Below are 20,454 nucleotides of genomic sequence, written 5' to 3' on the forward strand. Positions count from 1 at the left end.
TAAAACAAGACGTTATAGCTGATTTTTTGAAATGGAGACAACTTGGTTGCATTAACGGCGCAGACTGGATAAATTGAACTCAGTATTGCAGTTGAGATCCCCTATTGCAGCGATAAAAATAGCCTAAACACGAGAGTTGGAGCAGTAAATTATGTATTACCAAAATGATGACGTTCGCATTAATGAAGTCAAAGAGTTACTTCCACCGATTGCGATTCTAGAACGATTTCCTGCTTCCGAAAACGCTGCTGCAACTGTGTTTAATGCCCGCCAAAGCATCCATAACATTCTCGCCCGCCAAGATGATCGTTTGTTAGTCGTCATTGGTCCTTGCTCAATCCATGATCCTAAGGCCGCATTGGAATACGGCCAGAGACTGGTTGCGCTAAGAGAACGTTATCAAGATCAGCTCGAAGTGGTGATGCGTGTTTATTTTGAAAAGCCGCGTACTACCGTGGGTTGGAAGGGACTCATCAACGATCCTTATATGGATAATAGCTTCAAACTGAACGATGGTTTGCGTACCGCGCGTAAACTCTTGGTCGATTTGAATGACTCTGGCATGCCTACCGCGGGTGAATTCCTCGATATGATCACCCCGCAATATGTGGCGGATATGATGTGCTGGGGCGCCATCGGCGCGCGCACCACAGAATCGCAGGTACACCGCGAATTGGCTTCTGGGCTGTCTTGCCCTGTAGGCTTTAAAAATGGTACCGACGGCACTATTAAGGTGGCAATCGATGCTATTGGCGCCGCGAATGCGCCGCACCACTTCTTATCGGTAACCAAATTTGGCCATTCGGCTATTGTGTCGACCAAAGGTAATCCCGATTGCCATATCATTCTGCGTGGCGGCCGTGAGCCTAATTACAGTGCCAGCCATGTGGCGCAGATCAGCGAACAACTGAAAAAGGCCAAGCTGGTCGACAACATAATGATCGATTTCAGCCATGCCAACAGCAGTAAACAATATCAACGCCAAATGGAAGTCGCAAACGATGTGGCCGAACAATTGGCTGCGGGTAATAAGGCGATTTTCGGTGTAATGGTCGAAAGCCACTTAGTGGAAGGTCGTCAGGATCTGATTGAAGGCCAGGCGTTATGCTACGGTCAGAGTATCACGGATGCCTGTATTGGTTGGGACGATACCGAGCGTTTACTCGCAGTGTTAAATCAGAGTGTTATCGAACGTCGTCAGCGGGTTTAATCGGGTTTAAGACCAAAAATAAAGGCGCTATCCCGGCGCCTTTATTTTTATTATTTCTTGCTCATTTCGGCTAAGTATTCGTTAGCTTTGGCCAAGCTACCAAAAGCAGCAATCAGGTTATTTCTGCCTTTGTCCTGAATTTCTGGATTGCCTGATTCGATCATCATCCACACCCAAGTTTGGATCAGTGGTAATGGCGGGTATTGAACTTTAGCTGAATCCAACATAAAGCATCCTTTGATCTTGATTTATTTGAGTTATCTTTAATGTTATCGCAGAACGAGTGCGGAACTTGTTTGTACACACGGATCTGCGGCCAGATGTTTGCAAATCCTGCTGCTTGAAATCTTTAGTCCGAGGGACATTTTGGGTAAAACCGACAAAATAATCAACAGTCGAACCCTTGATGTTCTGGCCTATTTTAACGGTTACTGTTCTGATAAAGCCAAGCTTGTTTCAGAATTTTTTCACCTTAATATTCGCTTTGCGAACTCTTTGAGCGTAAGTCGTTAGCATGACATTTTTATTTCGGTAAGCCAGAGATATTTTGCCAAGCGGGCCGCTTTTTGTCTGTCAGAAAAATCTGATTGATTTTATTCAAACTTTCCCTGTTTGGTTTCGCCTTAACGTGCGCCATGCTGCTACAATTGAGCGACTTTGGCAAAGGTTTAGACATATGCGCCCAACACTGTATTTTGAAGGTCCCATCGATAAGCTCAATTGGCACGTAGTTAAGTTGCTCTGGCCTTATTTGCTCGAATACAAGGGGCGGGTGGCGCTAGCCATGTCTTGCCTTATCGTCGCTAAGCTTGCCAGCGTGGGTTTACCTTTTATTCTGAAAGACTTAGTCGATACTTTGGATGCCAATAAAACCGCGCAGGCCTTGAGTGTGCCTATCGGATTAGTTTTAGCCTACGGCGCAGTGCGGCTGTTAACAGTGATCACGGGTGAAATCCGCGACACCTTATTTGGCCGTGTCACAGAGCGGGCAATTCGCCGATTGGGCCTCGCGGTGTTCGACCACCTGCATCGACTCGATTTGGATTTTCACCTAGAGCGGCGCACGGGCGGCTTGTCGAGGGATATTGAGCGCGGCACCAGTGGCGTGAGCTTCTTGATGCGCTTTATGGTGTTTAACATAGTGCCGACCCTACTCGAAATCGCCATGGTTATTGGTATTTTCTTTTTTAATTATGGCATTGCCTTTGCCGCTATCACTTTTACCTCTGTGATGGCCTACATTTGGTTTTCGGTGGTGGCGACTGAGTGGCGCACCGAATACGTCCGCGATGCGGCTAAGGCCGACTCCCTCTCCAACACCCGCGCTATCGACAGCCTGCTCAACTATGAAACCGTGAAGTATTTTAATAATGAGAAATATGAATCGGACCGTTATGACCAAGCCTTAGACCAATGGGAAGTGGCTAAACGTAAGAATCGTTTATCACTATTTGCCCTCAACGGTGGCCAAGCGCTGATTATCGCGTTGGCGATGACGGCGATGATGGCGTTAGCCGCCTATAAAGTGACCAATAATGAGATGACCTTAGGTGACTTTGTACTGATCAATGCCTTTATGATGCAGCTCTTTATGCCGCTAAACTTTTTGGGATTTGTCTACCGTGAAATCCGCGGAGCCCTAGCCAATATTGAGCGGATGTTCAGTTTGCTCGATAAGCACCCTCGCATAGTGGATAAACCCGATGCCTTAGACTTTGAGCCTAAGCGCGGCGAGCTTAGTTTTGAGCATGTGAGTTTCAGCTACGATGACAGACCGATACTGCGCAACGTCAGCTTTAAGGTGGCGGCTGGGAAAAAGGTTGCGGTGGTTGGGGATAGCGGCGCAGGTAAATCTACGCTCATCAAATTGCTGTTCCGTTTTTACGATGTGGAGCAAGGGCGCATTTTGATTGATGGGCAAGATATTCGCCAATTAACCCAAGATGCACTGCGCCGCGCCATTGCCATAGTGCCGCAGGATACAGTGTTATTTAATGATTCCTTAGTGGAGAACATTCGTTATGGCCGTCCCGATGCGACGGATGAAGAAGTGCGCCATGCCATCAAACTCGCACATTTAGAGCATTTTATTGCGTCGCTCTCCCAAGGTTGGGATACCAAAGTGGGTGAGCGGGGATTAAAGCTCTCGGGTGGGGAGAAGCAACGCGTGGCCATTGCGCGGGCGATTTTAAAAGGCTCTCCGGTGTTAGTGTTTGATGAGGCTACATCCTCCCTCGACAGCCGTTCGGAACAGGCGATTCTGTCGGCACTGCGCGAGGTCGCCAAAGGGCATACCAGTTTAGTGGTGGCGCATCGGTTATCGACCATAGTCGACGCCGACCAAATCGTGGTCTTAAGCCAAGGGGAAATTGTCGAGCAGGGGAATCATCAGTCTTTACTGGCTCAGGATGGTCTCTACGCTAAGTTGTGGCGCATACAAAATGAGCAACAACAGCTTTCGGTAGAAGTGTAACAGCGTTGGGACAATTCAGTTTTTATTCAGGTTCGGCTCTCTATACTCGAATCCAAGCAAATAACGATAAGAGGTGCTTGGCATGGAAAATATGGCATTAAGAGTCAATATTGAAGGCAGAGAAGAGAAAGTAAGCACAGATTGGTTTGCGATTATGGCAACCCTTAAAAAGCGCGGTGTGGATTATGATTCGCTACAACGCATTCACGCAGAGTTAAACGCAGGCCTTAAAGTGACCACAAGACGTTTAACGCTGGCAAAAATGAATCAAGAACTTGAATTGGCAGGGATTATTCGTAGAACTAATGAATATAATGCGGATGTTCGTGGTCTGAATTAAGCGATGAGACAAACGAAATAGGGAATATAAGAAATTATATTCCCTTTGGTTTTCCAGCCTTCCAACCTTCACATAACAGATTGAATTTGGTGGTCGATTCGTCAATTTTAGTGAGTCGAATCACTTGGCCTTCACGAAAACACACTAATTCGCCTTCGATCTCAGTCAAGCGATTACAGCTCTTACAGCTTGTGCTGGCAGTTTTACTGTCTGGCATATGGCTTACAAAGCTTGCTTTCACAGTGTTTCCTTAACTTAATATGCAGTTGTTTAATCTCAAGCGTGTATCACGGATCTTACCCCTTTTGTGATACGCGTTCAAATTACCTTTTGCTAAATTAACTTTAGACGAAAGTCGTACAAAATGCATGCAGTGTTAAGTTAACTATTGATTGATATGGGAATAGTACTTATCCAGCGAAACCGACAAGCCACTCTCGAGCACAATCCTCACATGGGACGGCTTGAGTTGCCTTGGCTCTGTCACGCCACAGGAGTGGGCGATCAGGGCTAAATCGTGGTGTAGGTTATGATTATAATTAGCGACCCGCGTCGATTTGTCTCTAGGATCAAGACCTTGCTGGAGTTTCTTATTATGGGTCGTGATACCCGTCGGACAGGTATCCTTGTTGCATTGCAGCGCTTGAATACATCCGAGGGCAAACATATTGCCACGGGCCGAGGCGATAAAGTCCGCACCCAAGGCGAGCGCCCAAGCAACCCTCGATGGCACTATGAGTTTGCCTGAGGCGATCACTTTAATGCGTTTACGCAGCCCTCGCTGAATTAAGATATTGACTAATATGGGTAAACTCTCTTTAAGGGGCAAGCCCACATAATCCATTAAGGGTTGAGGGGCGGCGCCCGTGCCGCCGTCAGCACTGTCTAAGGTAAAAAAGTCGGGGGCAGAGGCTTCGCCACGGCGCTCAATTTCATCGCAAAAATCTTCGAGCCACTGCACGTCCCCAAGTACGGCTTTAATGCCTGTGGGTTTACCCGTGACCTCACGTACTCTGGCAATCATATCCAGAATATCGCCCACATTTTTAAACTCGATATGACCATTGGGGCTAATTGAATCATGGCCCTGCGGGATACCGCGAATTAGGGCTATCTCCTCGGTGACTTTTATCCCCGGCAAGATACCGCCCTTGCCTGGTTTGGCTCCTTGGCTCATTTTGATTTCAAACATTTTAACTTCGGGGTGTGCGGCGATTTCTTTAAGCTTGTCATCGTCTAAATGGCCGTGCTCATTACGTACACCGTATTTAGCGGTACCAATTTGAAAGACTAAGTCGCAGCCGCCTTTTAAATGGTAAGGGCTTAAGCCACCTTCTCCGGTATTTAACCAACATCCCGCCTGTGCTGCGCCGTGGGATAAGGCTGTGACGGCAGGGCGTGACAGGGCGCCGAAGCTCATGGCGGAGATGTGGCAAATGGCCTTAGTGGTGTAGGGCTCACGGCAATAGGGGCCAATGGTTTGAGGCAGAATTGGCGTGATATCTTCATCTTGTGTGGGAAAGGCGGTATTCATAAACATGATGGCGCCCGTGCTGTCTAGCGGGCGTGTCGAGCCAAAGGCGATGGTTCTGTCGACGTTTTTCGCGGCTCGATATACCCAGCTCCGTTCGGCGCGGTTAAAGGGCAATTCTTCCCTGTCCTGTGCGAAAAAGTATTGTCTAAAAAATTCGCCTTGTTTCTCAAATAAATACCTAAAGCGACCTATCACAGGGTAGTTGTGGCGCACGGCCTGTTTGGTTTGTAGCTTGTCGGCGATATACATATACACAATCGCCAGAACGACAAAGCCTACTAGGATTAAAAACAGCCCTGAGAAGAGATCCAGTCCCCATATAAACCAATTGAGTTCTTGCATCTTGTTATCCTTTATTCGTGTCCATAACGGGTGGAGATAAGGCTTGCTGGCTGTCCATCATGGATGGAGAGTAAAAACAGCTGACTGTAATCATCTTCAGCTATGGTGGGGATTTCTGGGCCGCCAAGGGCCTTGATGATCAGTGGGACGGTATTGGAATGCCCCGCGATTAAGCTGTTACCTTTCACGGCATGTACTTGTTCAACGATTTGCTGAATATGGGCTGCGAGTGGTTTTTCAGCGGCGACCACGGTAATAGGTAAATGCCGATCCGTAGACATAGGCAACAAGGTTTGCTGGGTTCTTTGATATTGGGTCGCGATCAGTTGCGAGATCTGCGTCCTTTGCAATGCGCTAACCAGCGCGAGGGCACGTGCATGACCATCATCGGAAAGGGACGGATCGCCTGCTGGTGCGTCGGCTTTTTCGGCATGCCTTACCAAAATAATCAATCGATTATCGGCAAAAGCTTGATTGATGGGGCTGAGTCCTATGCTGGTAAAGAGTAACAGGCCTAACAGTAGAGTGTGTGATAGCCGAAGCTTATTTAAGCGGATGGTTCGCAAGGAGTGAGTAACCACTGCTAGCCATTGGGGAGTTGCCATGCCGTATATCCTTATCTGATGAGCGCATGCAAGTGCGACGCTGAGGCGAATAGATTCATTATGGGTATCATTGCCTTAGATTGTGATGGTACTGCAATTGAGAAAAATACTAAAGTTGCTCAAATTTTGGTCGATAATAGAGTCACCCCAAATTGAATGGATTTTGTATCATGGAAATCAATAGCCCTGCGCAGGTACAGAACGCTTCTTCGTCCCACCGCAAGTATGCCGAAAACGTGCCTGCCAATGCCGAAAAGACGAAAAATGTGGAAGCAGCTTCTAAGCAAACTACACAACAAACCAGTAAGCAGTTAATGAATCAGGCGATTCTGTCGGCGCAGGAAGATGTGAGTTTAAAATCCGGTGATCAATCCATGGCGTTACTATATCGCGCGGCCATCGAAGCGATAAACAAAGAGTTAGCCCCTTCGATGGGCGAAAATGCCATTCAAACCGCCTATGACAATAACGTCGATACCTCCCCCGAAGCGACTGCCGATCGGATTGTGAGTTTTGCGACGCAATTCTTTAGCATTCACCAACAGCAAAATTCGAATATGAGTTTGGACGAGCAGCTCGACAGTTTTATGAACATCATAGGCGGCGCTATCGACAATGGTTTTAAGGAGGCTCGAGATATTTTGTCCGGCCTTAAAGTGTTGCAAGGGGATATCGCCGATGGTGTCGATAAAACCTATTGCTTAGTACAAGAAGGATTGCAGGCCTTTAGGGATAGCTTTAATAAGAAACCTGATGAGGCGCAAACGGCTAGCGCATAATGTCCCGTACTTAGCACTGTATGTTATTGCGATTTCCCTTGTTTTAAGCCCCTTACAATAAGGGGTTTTTGTTGCGCAGATAACAGTCTATGCTAGGGATCTATTTAACGTTTTGCTTGAGGGCGAGTTATGTGGACTAGGGGACGTGTTATCGAACGTATTGATTGGAGTGATAAATTATTTTCGCTGCGGATAGCGGCCGAACTGGCGCCCTTTATCCCAGGCCAATTTATTAAACTCAGCCAAGTGCAAGATGATAAGCGTGTCGCCAGAGCCTATTCCCTAGTGAATTCCCCTGATAAACCCTATGCTGAAATCTTGGCTGTCGCCGTAGAAGAAGGGCAGTTATCCCCGCAATTACAAAATCTTGCCATAGGGGATGAAATCGAGATTACCCCAACCGCCACAGGCTTTATGACCTTGGATGAGATCCCTAAGGGCGCACGGCAAGGTCGGCACTTATGGTTGTTAGCCACGGGGACGGCCGTGGGGCCATTCTTATCTATGCTCGATACGCCAGAGCCTTGGCAGCGTTTCGAAAAAGTCGTGCTTATCTATGGTGTCCGCGAAGCTAAAGATTTAGTTTACCTTGATAAATTAAAGGCTTATGCAGTGCAATATCCTGATCAGTTTATCCTGTGTTTAACCGTCACCCGTGAAAAGGTCGGCGATGCACTGCAATGCCGTATTCCCGATGGTCTCGTCTCGGGCGAAATTGAGCGTAAAGTGGGGTTAACTATCAATGCTGCGGATTCGCAGGTGATGATTTGTGGTAATCCGGGGATGATCAGCGGCGCGCAGGCTGCGTTGCTCGACAAGGGATTAGCTAAAAACCTACGCCGCGCACCGGGACAAATTACCGTCGAGAAATATTGGTAGTGTATTGAGTGTTTGTGATAAATAATTTTTATTAATCGTTTTAATGTCAGTCATATAGAAGGATTTTTGATGAAGTTGCTCTGCTCCCTCGCTTCACCCTATGCTCGCTGTGTTCGCACATTAATCCGTTATTTAGGGATTAAGGATATCGAAGAAGTCTTAGTCAACCCGATGGAAAACACCGCCGAGCTGCTCGATGTTAATCCGCTTGGACAGATCCCTTGCCTCATCACCAACGATGGCGTACCTATCTTCGATAGCGAAGTGATTATGCGCTATTTAGACGCCGAATTAGGTGAGCAGCAGATGTTTGGCGGCCAAGTGAATAACTGGGTATTGCAATGCCAATATTCGATGATCAAAGGCCTGATCGATAGCGCGGTAAAATTGCGCCAAGAACAAATGCGTGAAGAAGAAGGGGTCAGATCGGCCTTTTGGACATCACGTTTTGAGCAAGCGCTGCTGCGCGGTTTGATGCAAATGGAACATCAGAGTGTGATTACTCAGGCAACGATTCAGGCACCGCAATTAGCCTTAATCTGCTTATTAGATTATGTGGATTTCAGACATCCAGAGCTCGATTGGCGTAAAGTGGCTCCAGCGACCTCGCTCTGGTTTAGTGAGATGCGCGATCTCCCCGCGTTTGTGGAAACTCGCCCAGCGTAAAAGGCACTAGTGGTCTGTTGAGCGGCGGCCTCTATGGGTCTCACGGCGATTATGTTCACCAAACGCGCCGTAGAGATCCTTTGTTATGCCGTAATCGACTCTGCGATCGTTACCCGTTTGGCGTCTATCATCATAGTGTTGATAGCGGCACTGACAATTGGCCATAGTGCATTCTTCCATCGGGAGTTCAGGGGCTTCCTTTGACAGAAAACGTTTCCCTTTGAGCTCATCTACCTGATCACAACAACTGCCATCATTTTCGATGCTGACGCAATGGAAGCGCCTTTCTTGCCCTGCAAGCCGTTGATTTTTCTTTTTCGCGTTATCCATGAGTTTGACAAAATGCTTGCGCTTTTTAGGCCCCCGTTTGAGCACCATAAACGCGAGTAGCGCTATCACGACGACAAGCAGCAGTAACGCGCCTAACATAACGCCTCCTCATGTATTTTAAGCGAATTAAGGTTCAGTTTAGTTTGGTTTGAGATAATCTCCAGTTTTAAGTTTAATTTCATTAAAAACAAAAAGTTAATCAATCTATTGCCCTAGTTCATTTGATCTATTACTCTTGCGCAACTGATAACTATTATCATTAATAGTCTTGAGAATTGACTCACGCTTGCTGTCATCATTTTGAGGAGAAATCGCTAATGAAATGGGTAACTTGTGCCGCTTTACTTGGGTTAATGTCGGTTGCGCAGTCTGCACATGCGGATGAAAAATTAACGGTTTATTCCTATCGCCAAGCGTTTTTGGTTGAGCCTATTCTGAAGCGCTTCACCGATGAAACCGGCATTGCTGTGAATGTGGTATTTGCGAAAGACGGTATTGCCGAGCGGATCGCCCGTGAAGGACGCTTATCCCCTGCGGATTTAGTGTTAACTTCGGATTTCTCTCGCTTGGTCGAATTAGTCGACAAAGACCTGACTTCTCCCGTGAAAAGTGAGCAGCTCAATAGCAATATCCCCGCGCAATACCGCGATCCCGATGGACAATGGTATGCCTTAACGATGCGTGTGCGTAATCTCTATACGGCAAAAGATCGCCTCGGCCCACAAGCCATCAGCTACGAAGAACTGGCCGATCCTAAGTACAAAGGCAAGATCTGTACGCGCAGTGGTAAGCATCCTTACAACATCGCCTTAGTCGCGTCTATGATCGCCCACCACGGTGAGGCCGACACTAAGACTTGGTTGCAAGGTGTGAAAACCAACTTAGCACGCAAGCCTCAAGGTAACGATAGGGCGCAGGTGAAGGCGGTTAAAGAAGGCTTGTGTGATATCGCCATCGGCAATAGCTACTACTACGGCAATATGTTGCAAGATCCAGAGCAAAAGAGCTGGGCAGAGGCTGTGGCGATTAACTTCCCGAATCAAGCCGATCGCGGTGCCCATGTGAACGTGTCTGGTATGGTGCTGACTCGCCATGCGCCGAATAAAGACAATGCCATCAAGTTGATGGAGTTCTTGTCTGCGGATGTGGCACAAAAAGCCTATGCCGAAGTGAATATGGAATATCCTGTCAAAGCCGATGTCGCGCCTTCAACCTTGGTTGCCTCGTGGGGCGAGTTTAAATCCGACCAATTACCGATTTTCAAGCTGGCGGAATACCACCAAGCGGCGGTGAAATTGTTAGATGAAGTTCAGTTCGATCTCTAGTTGAGCGGTTATAGCGACTAGAAATAGTAAAAGTGAAAAGTGCGCCTTAAATGGCGCACTTAGGTTAAAGGATCCACATGATTTTAGGATTAGCCAGAAGCTGGTCGCTTACTGGTTATGCCATAGCCGCGCTACTGGTGTTACCCCTCTTTGCGTTAATTCTTCAGGCGGCGCAGCCCGATGAGGCCGTCTTTGGTCATCTGCTCTCCACTGTACTACCCACCTATATCTCCAACAGCCTATGGTTGATCCTGTGGGTGAGTATTGGCTCACTCTTGCTGGCACTGCCCTGCGCTTGGTTGATGGCGCGCTGTGAGTTTGTCGCTAGGCGTTATCTGCAATGGGCCTTATTGCTGCCCTTGGCCATGCCCGCCTACATAGTCGCCTACGTGTATACCGATTTACTCGATTACGCAGGCCCTGTGCAAACCTGGCTTCGCTCAGTGTTTGGTTGGAGTTCGCCGCAGGATTACTTTTTCCCCGATATCCGTACCTTAGGTGGCGCGGCGTGTGTGTTGTCGCTGGTGCTCTTTCCCTATATTTATCTGTTGGCGCGCACCGCGTTTATGGAGCAATCCCTAAGCTTGGCCCACGCTTCGAGGATTATGGGCTGCTCGCCGTGGCAGAGTTTTTGGCGTTTATCCTTACCTATGGCAAGGCCCGCTTTGGCCGTGGGCGTGGCCTTAGTGGCGATGGAGACCGCGGCGGATTTTGCCACAGTCAACTACTTTGCCGTACCCACCCTGACCACAGCCGTGTACGACACTTGGTTGGGTTATGGCAATTTGACGGCGGCGGCTAAGCTCTCGGCCATTATCCTTTTGGTCGTGTTTAGCTTGATTGGGGTAGAGCGTTTTGCTCGCCGTAAGCAGCAGTTATTCCAAAAGCAGTCCCGCATTCAAGCGAGCGATTTATATCGGCTCTCACCGATGCAAACCCTGCTTGCCCTCGGTTATTGCATCAGCTTGTTACTGCTGGCCTTTATACTACCAAGCGGGATTTTGCTCTCCTATGCAATCGATTATTTTGAGCAGAGCTGGGATCCGATTTTCTGGCAATTGAGCGTGAACAGCTTGAGTCTTGCACTTATGAGTAGCTTAGTGTGCTGCGCGATTGCGTTGATATTGATGTTTATCCGCCGCGTGAGCCCAAGGTCGAGCGATGCGCTGCCATCACGCTTGGCCTCGACTGGCTATGCCTTGCCTGGCACAGTGCTGGCGATTGGCGTGCTGGTGCCGTTAACCCTGCTCGATTTTGCGATTAACGACATCGCCGATTGGTTGGGAATGACAGGCCCAGGGCTCCTGCTTACGGGCAGTACGGCCGCACTGGTTTTTGCCTTTTGTGTGCGCTTTGTGGCTATCGCTATCGGCAGTGTTGAGACCAGCTATAAACGCATTTCGCCGTCACTGGATATGGTGAGCCTAACACTTGGGCAAAGCCCTCGACGTTTGCTCCAAAGAGTGCATTTACCGCTACTCACCAAAGGCTTATTTGCAGGGGCGTTGTTGGTATTTATCGAAAGCATGAAAGAATTACCGGCGGCATTGTTGCTGCGGCCCATAGGATTTGAGAATCTTGCGACCCATGTCTTCCAGTTTGTCTCAGACGAAAAGCTTGAACATGGTGCCTTGCCCGCTATTGTGATTGTGCTCGTGGGTTTAGTCCCACTGATTTATTTAAACCGTTCTTTGGAGCAAGATAGTCGATGACCAGTACGCTCAATCTTCATCAAGTTCATAGCGATTATCAGGGCCAACAGGTACTCAAAGGCTTAGATTTAACCCTGGCACAAGGAGAAATCCTTGCGCTGCTCGGCCCAAGTGGCTGCGGCAAAACGACTTTGCTCAGGGCGGTGGCAGGATTGCAGGCGATTAGCCAAGGTGAGATCCAAATCAATGGCAAGACGGTCAGCGGCGCAGGGCAATTTGTGCCGAGTGAGCAACGGGGCATAGGGATGATTTTCCAAGACTATGCTTTGTTCCCCCATTTGACCGTCGCCGAGAATATTCTCTTTGGTGTGGCAAAATTAACGCCAGCGCAGCGCAAGGTGCGGTTAGATGACATGCTCGCCCTGGTAAAACTTGAAGGCTTAGCCAAGCGTTATCCCCATGAGTTGTCAGGTGGTCAGCAGCAGCGGGTGTCGATTGCCCGCGCATTAGCCTATGAGCCGCAATTACTGTTACTCGACGAGCCTTTTTCGAATATCGATGCACAGGTGCGCCACAGCATGATGGCGGAGATCCGCAGCATTCTAAAGCAGCGTAATGTTAGTGCGGTTTTTGTTACCCATAGCAAAGATGAGGCCTTTGTGTTTGCCGATACCTTGGCCATTTTTAACCAAGGTGTGATAGTACAACATGGCCGAGCTGAGGACTTATATGCCGCACCAAATAGCCGCTATGTAGCTGATTTTCTGGGAAGTGGCAACTATTTACCCGCAGAGGTCGTTGATGGCCACCGTGTTGTCACTCCCATTGGTGAGCTGCGAAGCCTCACGCCCTTGTCAAAGTCTAATGCATTTAATGGCCAAGTGTTTTTGCGGCCACAGCAATTGGCGCTCAGTGCCGATGATGCGGGCGTAGGGACAATTACCGAGCGGCGCTTCCTTGGCGCATTTTGTCATTATTGGGTAAAAGTCGAGGCGGCATCCCACGCCCATTATGTCGAAGTGCGTAGCCAAATTATGCAGTTCAATGTTGGTCAGCGAGTGGGCTTAAATACTGAGCCACATTCCCTAGTGCTATTTGAGTCTTAATGCCTAGACCGCACTCGATATGCCAGTGTCTCAGCTGAAAGCATGACATTTTTGCTTACGTTTAACTTGGGTAAAAAACACCTAGATTGCTGATATTTTCAGCCTTCCTTGTTACCTTAATTCCTCCAGAGTGGGAGGAATTATGATAAAAACAATAAAATCAATTTGTACCCTAGTCACAGTGGCGACAGCAATGTCGTCATCGGGAGTGTTAGCCATGGATAGGATCACGGGTAAAGCCTTTGCGACGCGCTCAGAAGTGTATGCCACCCATGGGATGGCTGCGACCAGCCAACCGCTGGCGACACAGGTGGCGATTGATGTATTAAAACAGGGTGGCAGTGCCGTGGATGCAGCGATTGCGGCCAATGCCATGCTGGGCTTAGTCGAGCCTACTGGTGCCGGTGTTGGCGGCGATTTATTTGCCATTGTCTGGAGCGCTAAAGATAAAAAGCTCTATGGCCTTAATGCCTCCGGTCGCAGTCCCAAATCCTTAACGCTAGAGAAGCTAAAATCCCTCGGATTAGACTACTTGCCTCCTTTGGGGCCGCTACCCGTATCGGTTCCTGGTGCGGTGGATGGATGGTTCGAATTGCACAACAAGTTCGGCAAACTGCCAATGGCCGATAACTTAGCCCCAGCGATTCGTTATGCTCGCGAAGGTTTCCCTGTCTCCGAGTTGATTGCCTATTACCTTGAGGGCAGCGGTAAAAAGCTCGCTCAATTCCCCGGTTTTAAAGAAACCTATATGCCCAATGGCAAGATGCCTGCGGTAGGAGAAATCTTTAAAAATCCCGCATTAGCAAACACCTATGAGAAAATTGCTAAAGGCGGCCGCGATGCCTTCTACAAGGGTGACATTGCCAAAAGTATTGATAAATACATCAAGGCTCAAGGTGGCTATTTAAGTTATGAAGACTTAGCCAGCCATACCAGTGACTGGATTGAACCCGTATCGGTCAACTACCGTGGTTACGATGTGTGGGAGTTGCCGCCAAATGGGCAGGGGATTGCCGCGCTACAGATCTTAAAGACCATGGAACCCTTCGATGTCGCCGCCATGGGCTTTAATAGTCCCGAATATGTGCACTTATTTGTAGAGGCCAAAAAACTCGCCTTTGCCGATCGCGCGAAATTTTATGCCGATATGGCCTTTAACAAAGTGCCTGTAAAAGAGTTGATCTCGCAGCAGTATAATTACGATCGCGCCAAGTTAATTGATTTAAACAAGGCGGCTAAGAGTGTCGATGCGGGCAATCCTGCGCTGCAACATGGGGATACTGTGTACCTCACTACCGCGGATAAAGACGGCAACATGGTGTCGCTGATCCAGAGTAACTACCGCGGCATGGGCTCAGGTATGACGCCGCCGGATCTCGGCTTTGTGCTGCAAGATCGCGGGCAGATGTTCGATCTCACCGAAGGTCGATTTAACACCTATGCGCCGGGTAAGCGGCCCTTCCATACCATTATTCCCGCCTTTGTGACCAAAGACGGTAAACCTTGGCTCAGTTTTGGGGTGATGGGCGGCGCAACACAGCCGCAAATGCATGCGCAGATTATTATCAATCTGATTGATTTTAAAATGAACTTGCAAGAAGCGGGTGATGCCCCCAGAATTTTACACTCAGGTTCGACTGAGCCTACGGGGGAGATAATGAATGACGGTGGCTATGTGAGCCTTGAATCAGGCTTCCCCGTCGAAACTCGCCGTGAGCTGATGAAGAAAGGCCATGTGCTTCGCGATGTTCTCGGTGATTTCGGTGGCTATCAAGCCATTGGCTTTAATGCTGAAACTGGCGTTTACCGCGGTGCATCCGAAAGTCGAAAGGATGGTTATGCTGCAGGATATTAACGCATCACTCGTTTTGCTCTACTGAAGCGAATGCAGAAGAGACAACATTGACGAGGCGTAATGGCCTCGTCAATTTTTATATTTCAGCCTCAAAAGGCCTTTACATCACAAAGACGGACAAACTGTGCGTTACTTAATGTCATTTTCAGGTAAAGTTGCGGATAATATTGCCGAAAATGAATCGACAACAGGGTGATAACCAGATGGATATTCAAAATATGCCGCGTGAACAGTTAGGTGTGTGTGCAGAGGGAAACTTACATAGCGTCTATTTGATGTTTAATGCGAGCGACAACGATAACGTTGAATCGCAATTGCGTCCCTGTATTGCCAACGTTGCGCAGTATATTTATGAGTTGACGGATCAGTATTCCGACAGTGCATTCAATGGTTTTGTGGCCATAGGCGCCAACTATTGGGACAGTCTCTATCCCGATGCTCGCCCCGAAATGCTTAAGCCTTTCCCGGCGATGCAGGCGGGTAACCGCGAGGCGCCTGCGATCGAATACGATCTGTTTGTGCATCTTCGTTGCGATCGTTACGACATTTTGCATTTAGTCGCCAACGAAATCAGCCAAATGTTTGAAGACTTAGTCGAGCTAGTGGAAGAAGAGCGCGGCTTTAGATTTATGGATAGTCGCGACTTAACGGGCTTTGTCGATGGCACCGAAAACCCGAAAGGGCGTCATCGCCAAGAGGTCGCCTTGGTTGGGGATGAAGACCCTGAATTTAAGGGCGGCAGCTATATTCACGTACAAAAGTACGCCCACAACTTGAGTAAGTGGCATAGATTACCGCTTAAAAAGCAAGAAGATATTATCGGTCGTACCAAGCAAGACAACATCGAATACGAGTCGGAAGATAAGCCATTAACCAGCCATATCAAGCGGGTAAACCTCAAGGATGAAAACGGTAAATCCATCGAGATTTTGCGCCAGAGCATGCCTTACGGCTCGCTCAAGGAGCAAGGGTTGATGTTTATTTCAACCTGTCGTACGCCGGATCACTTCGAGAAGATGCTCCATAGCATGGTGTTTGGCGATGGTGCGGGTAATCACGATCACTTGATGCACTTCACCAGTGCGTTAACTGGCTCGTCGTTTTTCGCCCCAAGCTTAGATTTTTTGATGCAATTCGATAATTAACTCTTCGCAAATCGCGACTAAACGCACTGAGCCTTAAAGCCTCAGTGCGTTTTTGTTTGTGGGCTTAACTCGCCGCTGTCCACTTATTGATATCGAGCTGCCATTGCTGAGCGGTAAAATCGATAAAGGCGCGCACTAGCGCTTGTTGGTAGCTGCGAGATAAGTACACGGCCCAGAGGGTTTGGCCTGGCGCCGTGTATTCGGGGAGCACTTCTTGCAGTTGACCGCTGGCCAGATATTGATTAGCTAAGTCACAGGGCAAGTAGGCAATGCCATGCCCACGCAATGCGGCGCTGACCAGCACTCCCATTTCATTGGCCATCAGATTCCCCATAGGTTTAATCAGCTCACTCTGTTGCTCCTTGAGTAGCTGCCAATGTTGCTGCGAACTATGGATAAGGCAATTATGGCTGAGCAGATCGTTAGGGAGGGTTAACGGCTCGGCTTGAGCCAAGTAACTGGGCGCAGCACATAAAACGGCATCAATGCTCATCAGTTTACGGGCGATTAGATTCTCATCTGGCTGCTCGGTATAGCGCAGTGCTACGTCCACCCGCTCATCCACCAACTGGGCAAAACTGTCCGACATTAACAGCTGAATATTGACCTTAGGATGCAATTTTATAAAGCGATCGACCACATCAAACAGACTGTGCTGCCCAAGTCCGACGGGTGTGGCAATACGAATACTGCCGACTAATTCAGTGTTATGACTATGGGCGCGGCTTTCCATTGCGGCGACTTCACTGAGCACCCGCTGACAATATTGCAGGGCTTCTTCACCCTGCAAGGTCAGGCTAACGCTGCGGGTGGTGCGGTGTAGCAGGCGTAAACTGAGCCACTGCTCAATTTCTTGAATATGGCGAGAAACCTGTAAACGACTGAGATCGAGGTGTTCTGCGGCCTTAGTAAAGCTGCCACAGTTAGCCACTTCGATAAAGCTACGCATAGCGGCGATTTTATCCATATATAATTACACCAATTAGTATCTCAATCTGAAACAATCCTGCTCATTTATCGATATTTATCACGCTAAGTATCGCAAGTAAACTGGTCTCAATTTAAATCAGCAGTGAGACTTATCAAATGAAAATTGCAGTATTAGGTGCATCGGGTTGGATTGGCGGAACCATTTTAAATGAAGCCTTAAGCCGTGGTCATGACGTCGTTGCCTTAGTGCGTGACCCAAGCAAGCTTGGTGAAACGGCGGCAGAAGTGCGTAGTGTTGACCTGATTCAGCCATTAACCGCTGAAACCTTTGCAGGCGTGGATGTGTTAATTGCTTCAGTGGGCGGCCGCGCCGAGCAGAATCACGGCTTAGTGGCGAAAACAGTTAATAATCTATTAGCCGTATTGCCACAGGCTAAAGTGCCACGTTTATTGTGGGTCGGTGGGGCAGGTAGTCTAGAAGTGGCACCGGGAGTAACTTTGGTTTCAAGCCCAGATTTCCCGTCTGCCTATAAGGATGAAGCTCTGGCTCAAGGTGAAGCATTAAAGGCATTTCGCGCCGCCAACACCACTGTTAACTGGACTTTTGTCAGCCCAGCGGCAGAGATCTACCCTGGTGCAAGCGAAGGCTCTTACCGTTTAGGTGGCGATAGTTTCTTTACCGATGCAAATGGCCGTAGCCGGATTTCGGTGAGTGATTACGCCAAAGCCATGCTCGATGAAGCAGAAAAAGCGGCGCATCCCAATCAAAGGATCAGTGTGGCTTACTAAAGCTGAGGAGATTCGGCTAAATACTGTAACGTAAGTGGGACACAAGCCCTGAAATTAGGGTAATCCTGGACTGAAAAGCGTACAGTGGAAATAGAACAGGTCAGCAAGCTGACCTGTTTTTTTATTCTGCGTAGTTGAATAAAGATTTGATGGTTTCCAAGGTATCGGCGATATCTTGAATGCTAGATGGACAAATAAAGATAGTATCGTCACCCGCAATGGTTCCCAAAATCCCTTCAGGTTTACCGATGGAGTCTAACAAACGAGCAATTAATTGTGCGGCGCCTGGGCTAGTGCGGACAACAATCATCGCTTGGTTATGGTCAACATCGAGTACTAAATTCTTTAACGGGCTGCCCGCAGTGGGCACGCCTAATTCGGCAGGTAAGCAATAAACCATCTCCTGCTTAGCGTTGCGGGTGCGCACGGCACCGAACTTGCTGAGCATACGAGACACTTTAGATTGGTTTATATTAGTAAAGCCTTCTGCTTGCAAGGCGGTGACGATTTCACTCTGGGAGCCAAAGCGCTCCTCTTTTAAAATCGCCTTAAAAATTCTAACAAGGTCATCCTGATTCTTGGTCGTTTGCATAGTCTTATTCTTTATTCAAAAAAACAGGCTTATTCTGAATAGTTTTGGTTAAACTGTCAACAAATAACCACAATGACTGAATAAAAATGCAATTAACTCAATTTATGCTAATTCATTTATAAATGTATTTGTTGAACTAGAGTAAATATTCAACATTGCAACGCGCTGTTTTAGTAAATCTTTGAATCAACGACTAAGGGATAATTGAAATTAGCGTGACATTCCAGTAATGTGACGCCAACGCAAATTAGATCCATGTCACAATATCCGAGAAATAACGGAGATAACTATGAAAGTTGCTGTACTTGGTGCTGCTGGTGGTATCGGCCAGGCTCTTGCCCTACTGTTAAAAACTCAATTACCTGCGGGTTCTCAACTGTCTCTATACGATATCGCACCGGTAACTCCGGGTGTTGCGGTTGACTTGAGCCATATCCCAACTGCGGTTGAAATCAAAGGTTTTGCTGGTGAAGATCCAACGCCTGCCCTCGTGGGTGCTGACGTTGTGCTTATCTCTGCTGGCGTTGCACGTAAACCTGGTATGGATCGTTCAGATCTGTTCAATATCAACGCAGGTATCGTTCGCAACCTGATCGAGAAAGTGGCTGTTACTTGCCCTAAAGCGCTCGTGGGTATTATCACTAACCCAGTAAACACTACAGTTGCTATTGCTGCTGAAGTGCTGAAAAAAGCAGGTGTTTACGATAAGAACCGTTTATTCGGCGTGACCACTCTGGACGTTATCCGTTCTGAGACTTTCATCGCTGAATTAAAAGGCTTAAACGTTGCTGACGTTAAAATCAACGTGATCGGCGGCCACAGTGGCGTGACTATTCTGCCATTACTGTCTCAAGTTGAAGGCGTGACTTTCTCTGATGAAGAAGTGGCTTCTTTAACTAAACGTATCCAAAACGCGGGTACTGAAGTGGTTGAAGCTAAAGCCGGTGGCGGCAGCGCGACGCTGTCTATGGGTCAAGCGGCATGCCGTTTCGGTATGTCTCTGGTTCGTGGTCTGCAAGGCGAAGCTAACATCGTTGAATGTGCTTACGTTGACGGCGGCAGCGAGCACGCTGAATTCTTCGCTCAACCAGTATTGTTAGGCAAAAACGGTATCGAAAAAGTACTGCCTTACGGTGAAGTGAGCGCATTCGAAGCTAACGCCCGTGATTCTATGTTAGATACGCTGAAAGGCGATATCAAACTAGGCGTTGATTTCGTTAAGTAATTCTTCTGAATTATGAGAAAACGGAGCCGAATGGCTCCGTTTTTTTATGCTTTAAACTTTGTTCTCTAAACAGGGGTTCTTAATCTTGAGTCTCGCTACTTAGGCAGTTGGCATTGGCTGTCGCAGCGGGCTTTACCCGTCAGTAGATAGGAAATACGGTATCTGTGCTTGGCGAATCTCAGGTAGCACCAATCCGCGATAGGTTTGATAAGCGGTAAGCGTAGCGCTTGTACCCAAGGGCGAGTGCCTGTTAGCGCCCATGCTTTGCAGGTGACATCGAGTCCGAGCAGCACTTGGCCGGAGGCGGTTTCGCCATGGAGAATGGTATTGGCGTAGTCTTTATCGATATAGCTGAATCTTGAGCTGAAATTGTCAGCATTAAGATCCACCAGTTCAATTCTGTCGTGGGGATCGCGCGCTTTGAGTTGGTGCATTTCGGCGCTACATAATGGGCAATTGCCATCGAAAAAAATCCGCAGTTCCATTAGGTCTACCTCTTACTGTGTGTCCCTGAGTATACGCAGTTGTCAGGCATTTAGATCGACATGTTTACGGTTTTAATTGTTATACACTCTTGGCTAGAGGCATTAAGCTATTGCGATGAGTGACGTGATTGTGTGATTACGTGATTGTGCGATTAACAATCTGCCAAATGCGTTTGCTTTTAATCAGTGCTT

The 20,454-nt window shown here is 48.0% G+C and carries 21 protein-coding genes; 13 read left to right on the forward strand and 8 right to left on the reverse strand.

Annotation, left to right across the window (positions count from 1 at the left end):
* Positions 1-151 precede the first annotated feature (151 nt).
* A complete protein-coding gene (gene aroG, locus B5P39_RS01055) occupies positions 152-1,210 on the forward strand; it encodes a 3-deoxy-7-phosphoheptulonate synthase AroG (protein ID WP_088210141.1) in 1,059 nt (352 codons plus the stop codon).
* A gap of 50 nt (positions 1,211-1,260) precedes the next feature.
* On the opposite strand, the gene B5P39_RS01060 is transcribed toward aroG, so the two are convergent.
* Entirely contained in the window at positions 1,261-1,437 is a 177-nt protein-coding gene (locus tag B5P39_RS01060) for a hypothetical protein (RefSeq protein WP_011624090.1), read from the reverse strand.
* Positions 1,438-1,886: 449 nt separating this feature from the next.
* Between B5P39_RS01060 and B5P39_RS01065 the strand changes: the two genes are divergently transcribed.
* Positions 1,887-3,683 carry an ABCB family ABC transporter ATP-binding protein/permease gene (locus B5P39_RS01065; RefSeq protein ID WP_088210142.1) on the forward strand — a complete coding sequence of 599 codons (1,797 nt, stop codon included), beginning with the start codon at positions 1,887-1,889 and terminating at the stop codon, positions 3,681-3,683.
* 82 nt (positions 3,684-3,765) lie between these two features.
* Positions 3,766-4,023, forward strand: coding sequence for a hypothetical protein (locus B5P39_RS01070; protein ID WP_088210143.1), 258 nt, complete (start codon positions 3,766-3,768; stop codon positions 4,021-4,023).
* Positions 4,024-4,057: 34 nt separating this feature from the next.
* Here B5P39_RS01070 and B5P39_RS01075 read toward each other — a convergent pair whose 3' ends face one another.
* From B5P39_RS01075 to B5P39_RS01085, 3 genes are all read right to left on the reverse strand, one after another.
* Complete coding sequence (locus B5P39_RS01075; RefSeq protein ID WP_011718310.1) at positions 4,058-4,264, reverse strand: hypothetical protein; 207 nt, start codon at positions 4,262-4,264, stop codon at positions 4,058-4,060.
* A gap of 144 nt (positions 4,265-4,408) precedes the next feature.
* Positions 4,409-5,899 (reverse strand): FMN-binding glutamate synthase family protein, encoded by a 1,491-nt coding sequence (locus B5P39_RS01080; protein ID WP_088210144.1) that lies wholly within the window; start codon positions 5,897-5,899, stop codon positions 4,409-4,411.
* 11 nt (positions 5,900-5,910) lie between these two features.
* Complete coding sequence (locus B5P39_RS01085) at positions 5,911-6,504, reverse strand: histidine phosphatase family protein (RefSeq protein ID WP_088210145.1); 594 nt, start codon at positions 6,502-6,504, stop codon at positions 5,911-5,913.
* A 170-nt stretch (positions 6,505-6,674) separates the two neighbouring features.
* Between B5P39_RS01085 and B5P39_RS01090 the strand changes: the two genes are divergently transcribed.
* The 3 genes from B5P39_RS01090 (at position 6,675) to B5P39_RS01100 (ending at position 8,828) form a co-directional block, all read left to right on the forward strand.
* Positions 6,675-7,283 (forward strand): DUF5610 domain-containing protein, encoded by a 609-nt coding sequence (locus B5P39_RS01090; protein WP_088210146.1) that lies wholly within the window; start codon positions 6,675-6,677, stop codon positions 7,281-7,283.
* Between the two features lie 129 nt (positions 7,284-7,412).
* Positions 7,413-8,162 carry a ferredoxin--NADP reductase gene (locus tag B5P39_RS01095; protein WP_088210147.1) on the forward strand — a complete coding sequence of 250 codons (750 nt, stop codon included), beginning with the start codon at positions 7,413-7,415 and terminating at the stop codon, positions 8,160-8,162.
* A gap of 69 nt (positions 8,163-8,231) precedes the next feature.
* Positions 8,232-8,828: a glutathione S-transferase gene (locus B5P39_RS01100; RefSeq protein ID WP_011718305.1), complete on the forward strand. Its 597-nt coding sequence runs from the start codon at positions 8,232-8,234 to the stop codon at positions 8,826-8,828.
* A 6-nt stretch (positions 8,829-8,834) separates the two neighbouring features.
* Here the strand turns inward: B5P39_RS01100 and B5P39_RS01105 are convergent, their stop codons facing one another.
* Entirely contained in the window at positions 8,835-9,257 is a 423-nt protein-coding gene (locus tag B5P39_RS01105) for a hypothetical protein (RefSeq protein WP_011718304.1), read from the reverse strand.
* Positions 9,258-9,475: 218 nt separating this feature from the next.
* Here B5P39_RS01105 and B5P39_RS01110 point away from each other — a divergent pair, with 218 nt between their 5' ends.
* The 5 genes from B5P39_RS01110 (at position 9,476) to B5P39_RS01130 (ending at position 16,241) form a co-directional block, all read left to right on the forward strand.
* Entirely contained in the window at positions 9,476-10,483 is a 1,008-nt protein-coding gene (locus B5P39_RS01110; protein ID WP_088210148.1) for a Fe(3+) ABC transporter substrate-binding protein, read from the forward strand.
* Between the two features lie 77 nt (positions 10,484-10,560).
* Positions 10,561-12,195, forward strand: a complete 1,635-nt coding sequence (locus B5P39_RS01115) for an ABC transporter permease (RefSeq protein WP_088210149.1) — start codon at positions 10,561-10,563, stop codon at positions 12,193-12,195.
* Positions 12,192-13,241, forward strand: a complete 1,050-nt coding sequence (locus B5P39_RS01120) for an ABC transporter ATP-binding protein (protein ID WP_055647977.1) — start codon at positions 12,192-12,194, stop codon at positions 13,239-13,241. The genes B5P39_RS01115 and B5P39_RS01120 overlap by 4 nt, the downstream gene beginning before the upstream one ends.
* Before the next feature lie 142 nt (positions 13,242-13,383).
* Entirely contained in the window at positions 13,384-15,096 is a 1,713-nt protein-coding gene (gene ggt / locus B5P39_RS01125; protein ID WP_055647976.1) for a gamma-glutamyltransferase, read from the forward strand.
* A gap of 203 nt (positions 15,097-15,299) precedes the next feature.
* A complete protein-coding gene (locus B5P39_RS01130; protein ID WP_037414323.1) occupies positions 15,300-16,241 on the forward strand; it encodes a Dyp-type peroxidase in 942 nt (313 codons plus the stop codon).
* Between the two features lie 64 nt (positions 16,242-16,305).
* On the opposite strand, the gene B5P39_RS01135 is transcribed toward B5P39_RS01130, so the two are convergent.
* Positions 16,306-17,208 carry a LysR family transcriptional regulator gene (locus B5P39_RS01135; RefSeq protein ID WP_088210150.1) on the reverse strand — a complete coding sequence of 301 codons (903 nt, stop codon included), beginning with the start codon at positions 17,206-17,208 and terminating at the stop codon, positions 16,306-16,308.
* A 119-nt stretch (positions 17,209-17,327) separates the two neighbouring features.
* On the opposite strand from B5P39_RS01135, the gene B5P39_RS01140 reads away from it, so the two are divergent.
* Positions 17,328-17,960 (forward strand): NAD(P)-dependent oxidoreductase, encoded by a 633-nt coding sequence (locus B5P39_RS01140; RefSeq protein WP_088210151.1) that lies wholly within the window; start codon positions 17,328-17,330, stop codon positions 17,958-17,960.
* A gap of 121 nt (positions 17,961-18,081) precedes the next feature.
* Here the strand turns inward: B5P39_RS01140 and argR are convergent, their stop codons facing one another.
* Positions 18,082-18,552 carry a transcriptional regulator ArgR gene (gene argR, locus B5P39_RS01145; RefSeq protein ID WP_011071072.1) on the reverse strand — a complete coding sequence of 157 codons (471 nt, stop codon included), beginning with the start codon at positions 18,550-18,552 and terminating at the stop codon, positions 18,082-18,084.
* A 289-nt stretch (positions 18,553-18,841) separates the two neighbouring features.
* On the opposite strand from argR, the gene mdh reads away from it, so the two are divergent.
* A complete protein-coding gene (gene mdh / locus B5P39_RS01150; protein ID WP_037414331.1) occupies positions 18,842-19,777 on the forward strand; it encodes a malate dehydrogenase in 936 nt (311 codons plus the stop codon).
* A gap of 95 nt (positions 19,778-19,872) precedes the next feature.
* On the opposite strand, the gene B5P39_RS01155 is transcribed toward mdh, so the two are convergent.
* Positions 19,873-20,262 (reverse strand): thiol-disulfide oxidoreductase DCC family protein, encoded by a 390-nt coding sequence (locus B5P39_RS01155; protein WP_088210152.1) that lies wholly within the window; start codon positions 20,260-20,262, stop codon positions 19,873-19,875.
* Positions 20,263-20,454: the final 192 nt, after the last annotated feature.

It is taken from the genome of Shewanella sp. Shew256 (assembly GCF_002196695.1).
Classification (GTDB): Bacteria; Pseudomonadota; Gammaproteobacteria; order Enterobacterales; family Shewanellaceae; genus Shewanella; species Shewanella mangrovisoli.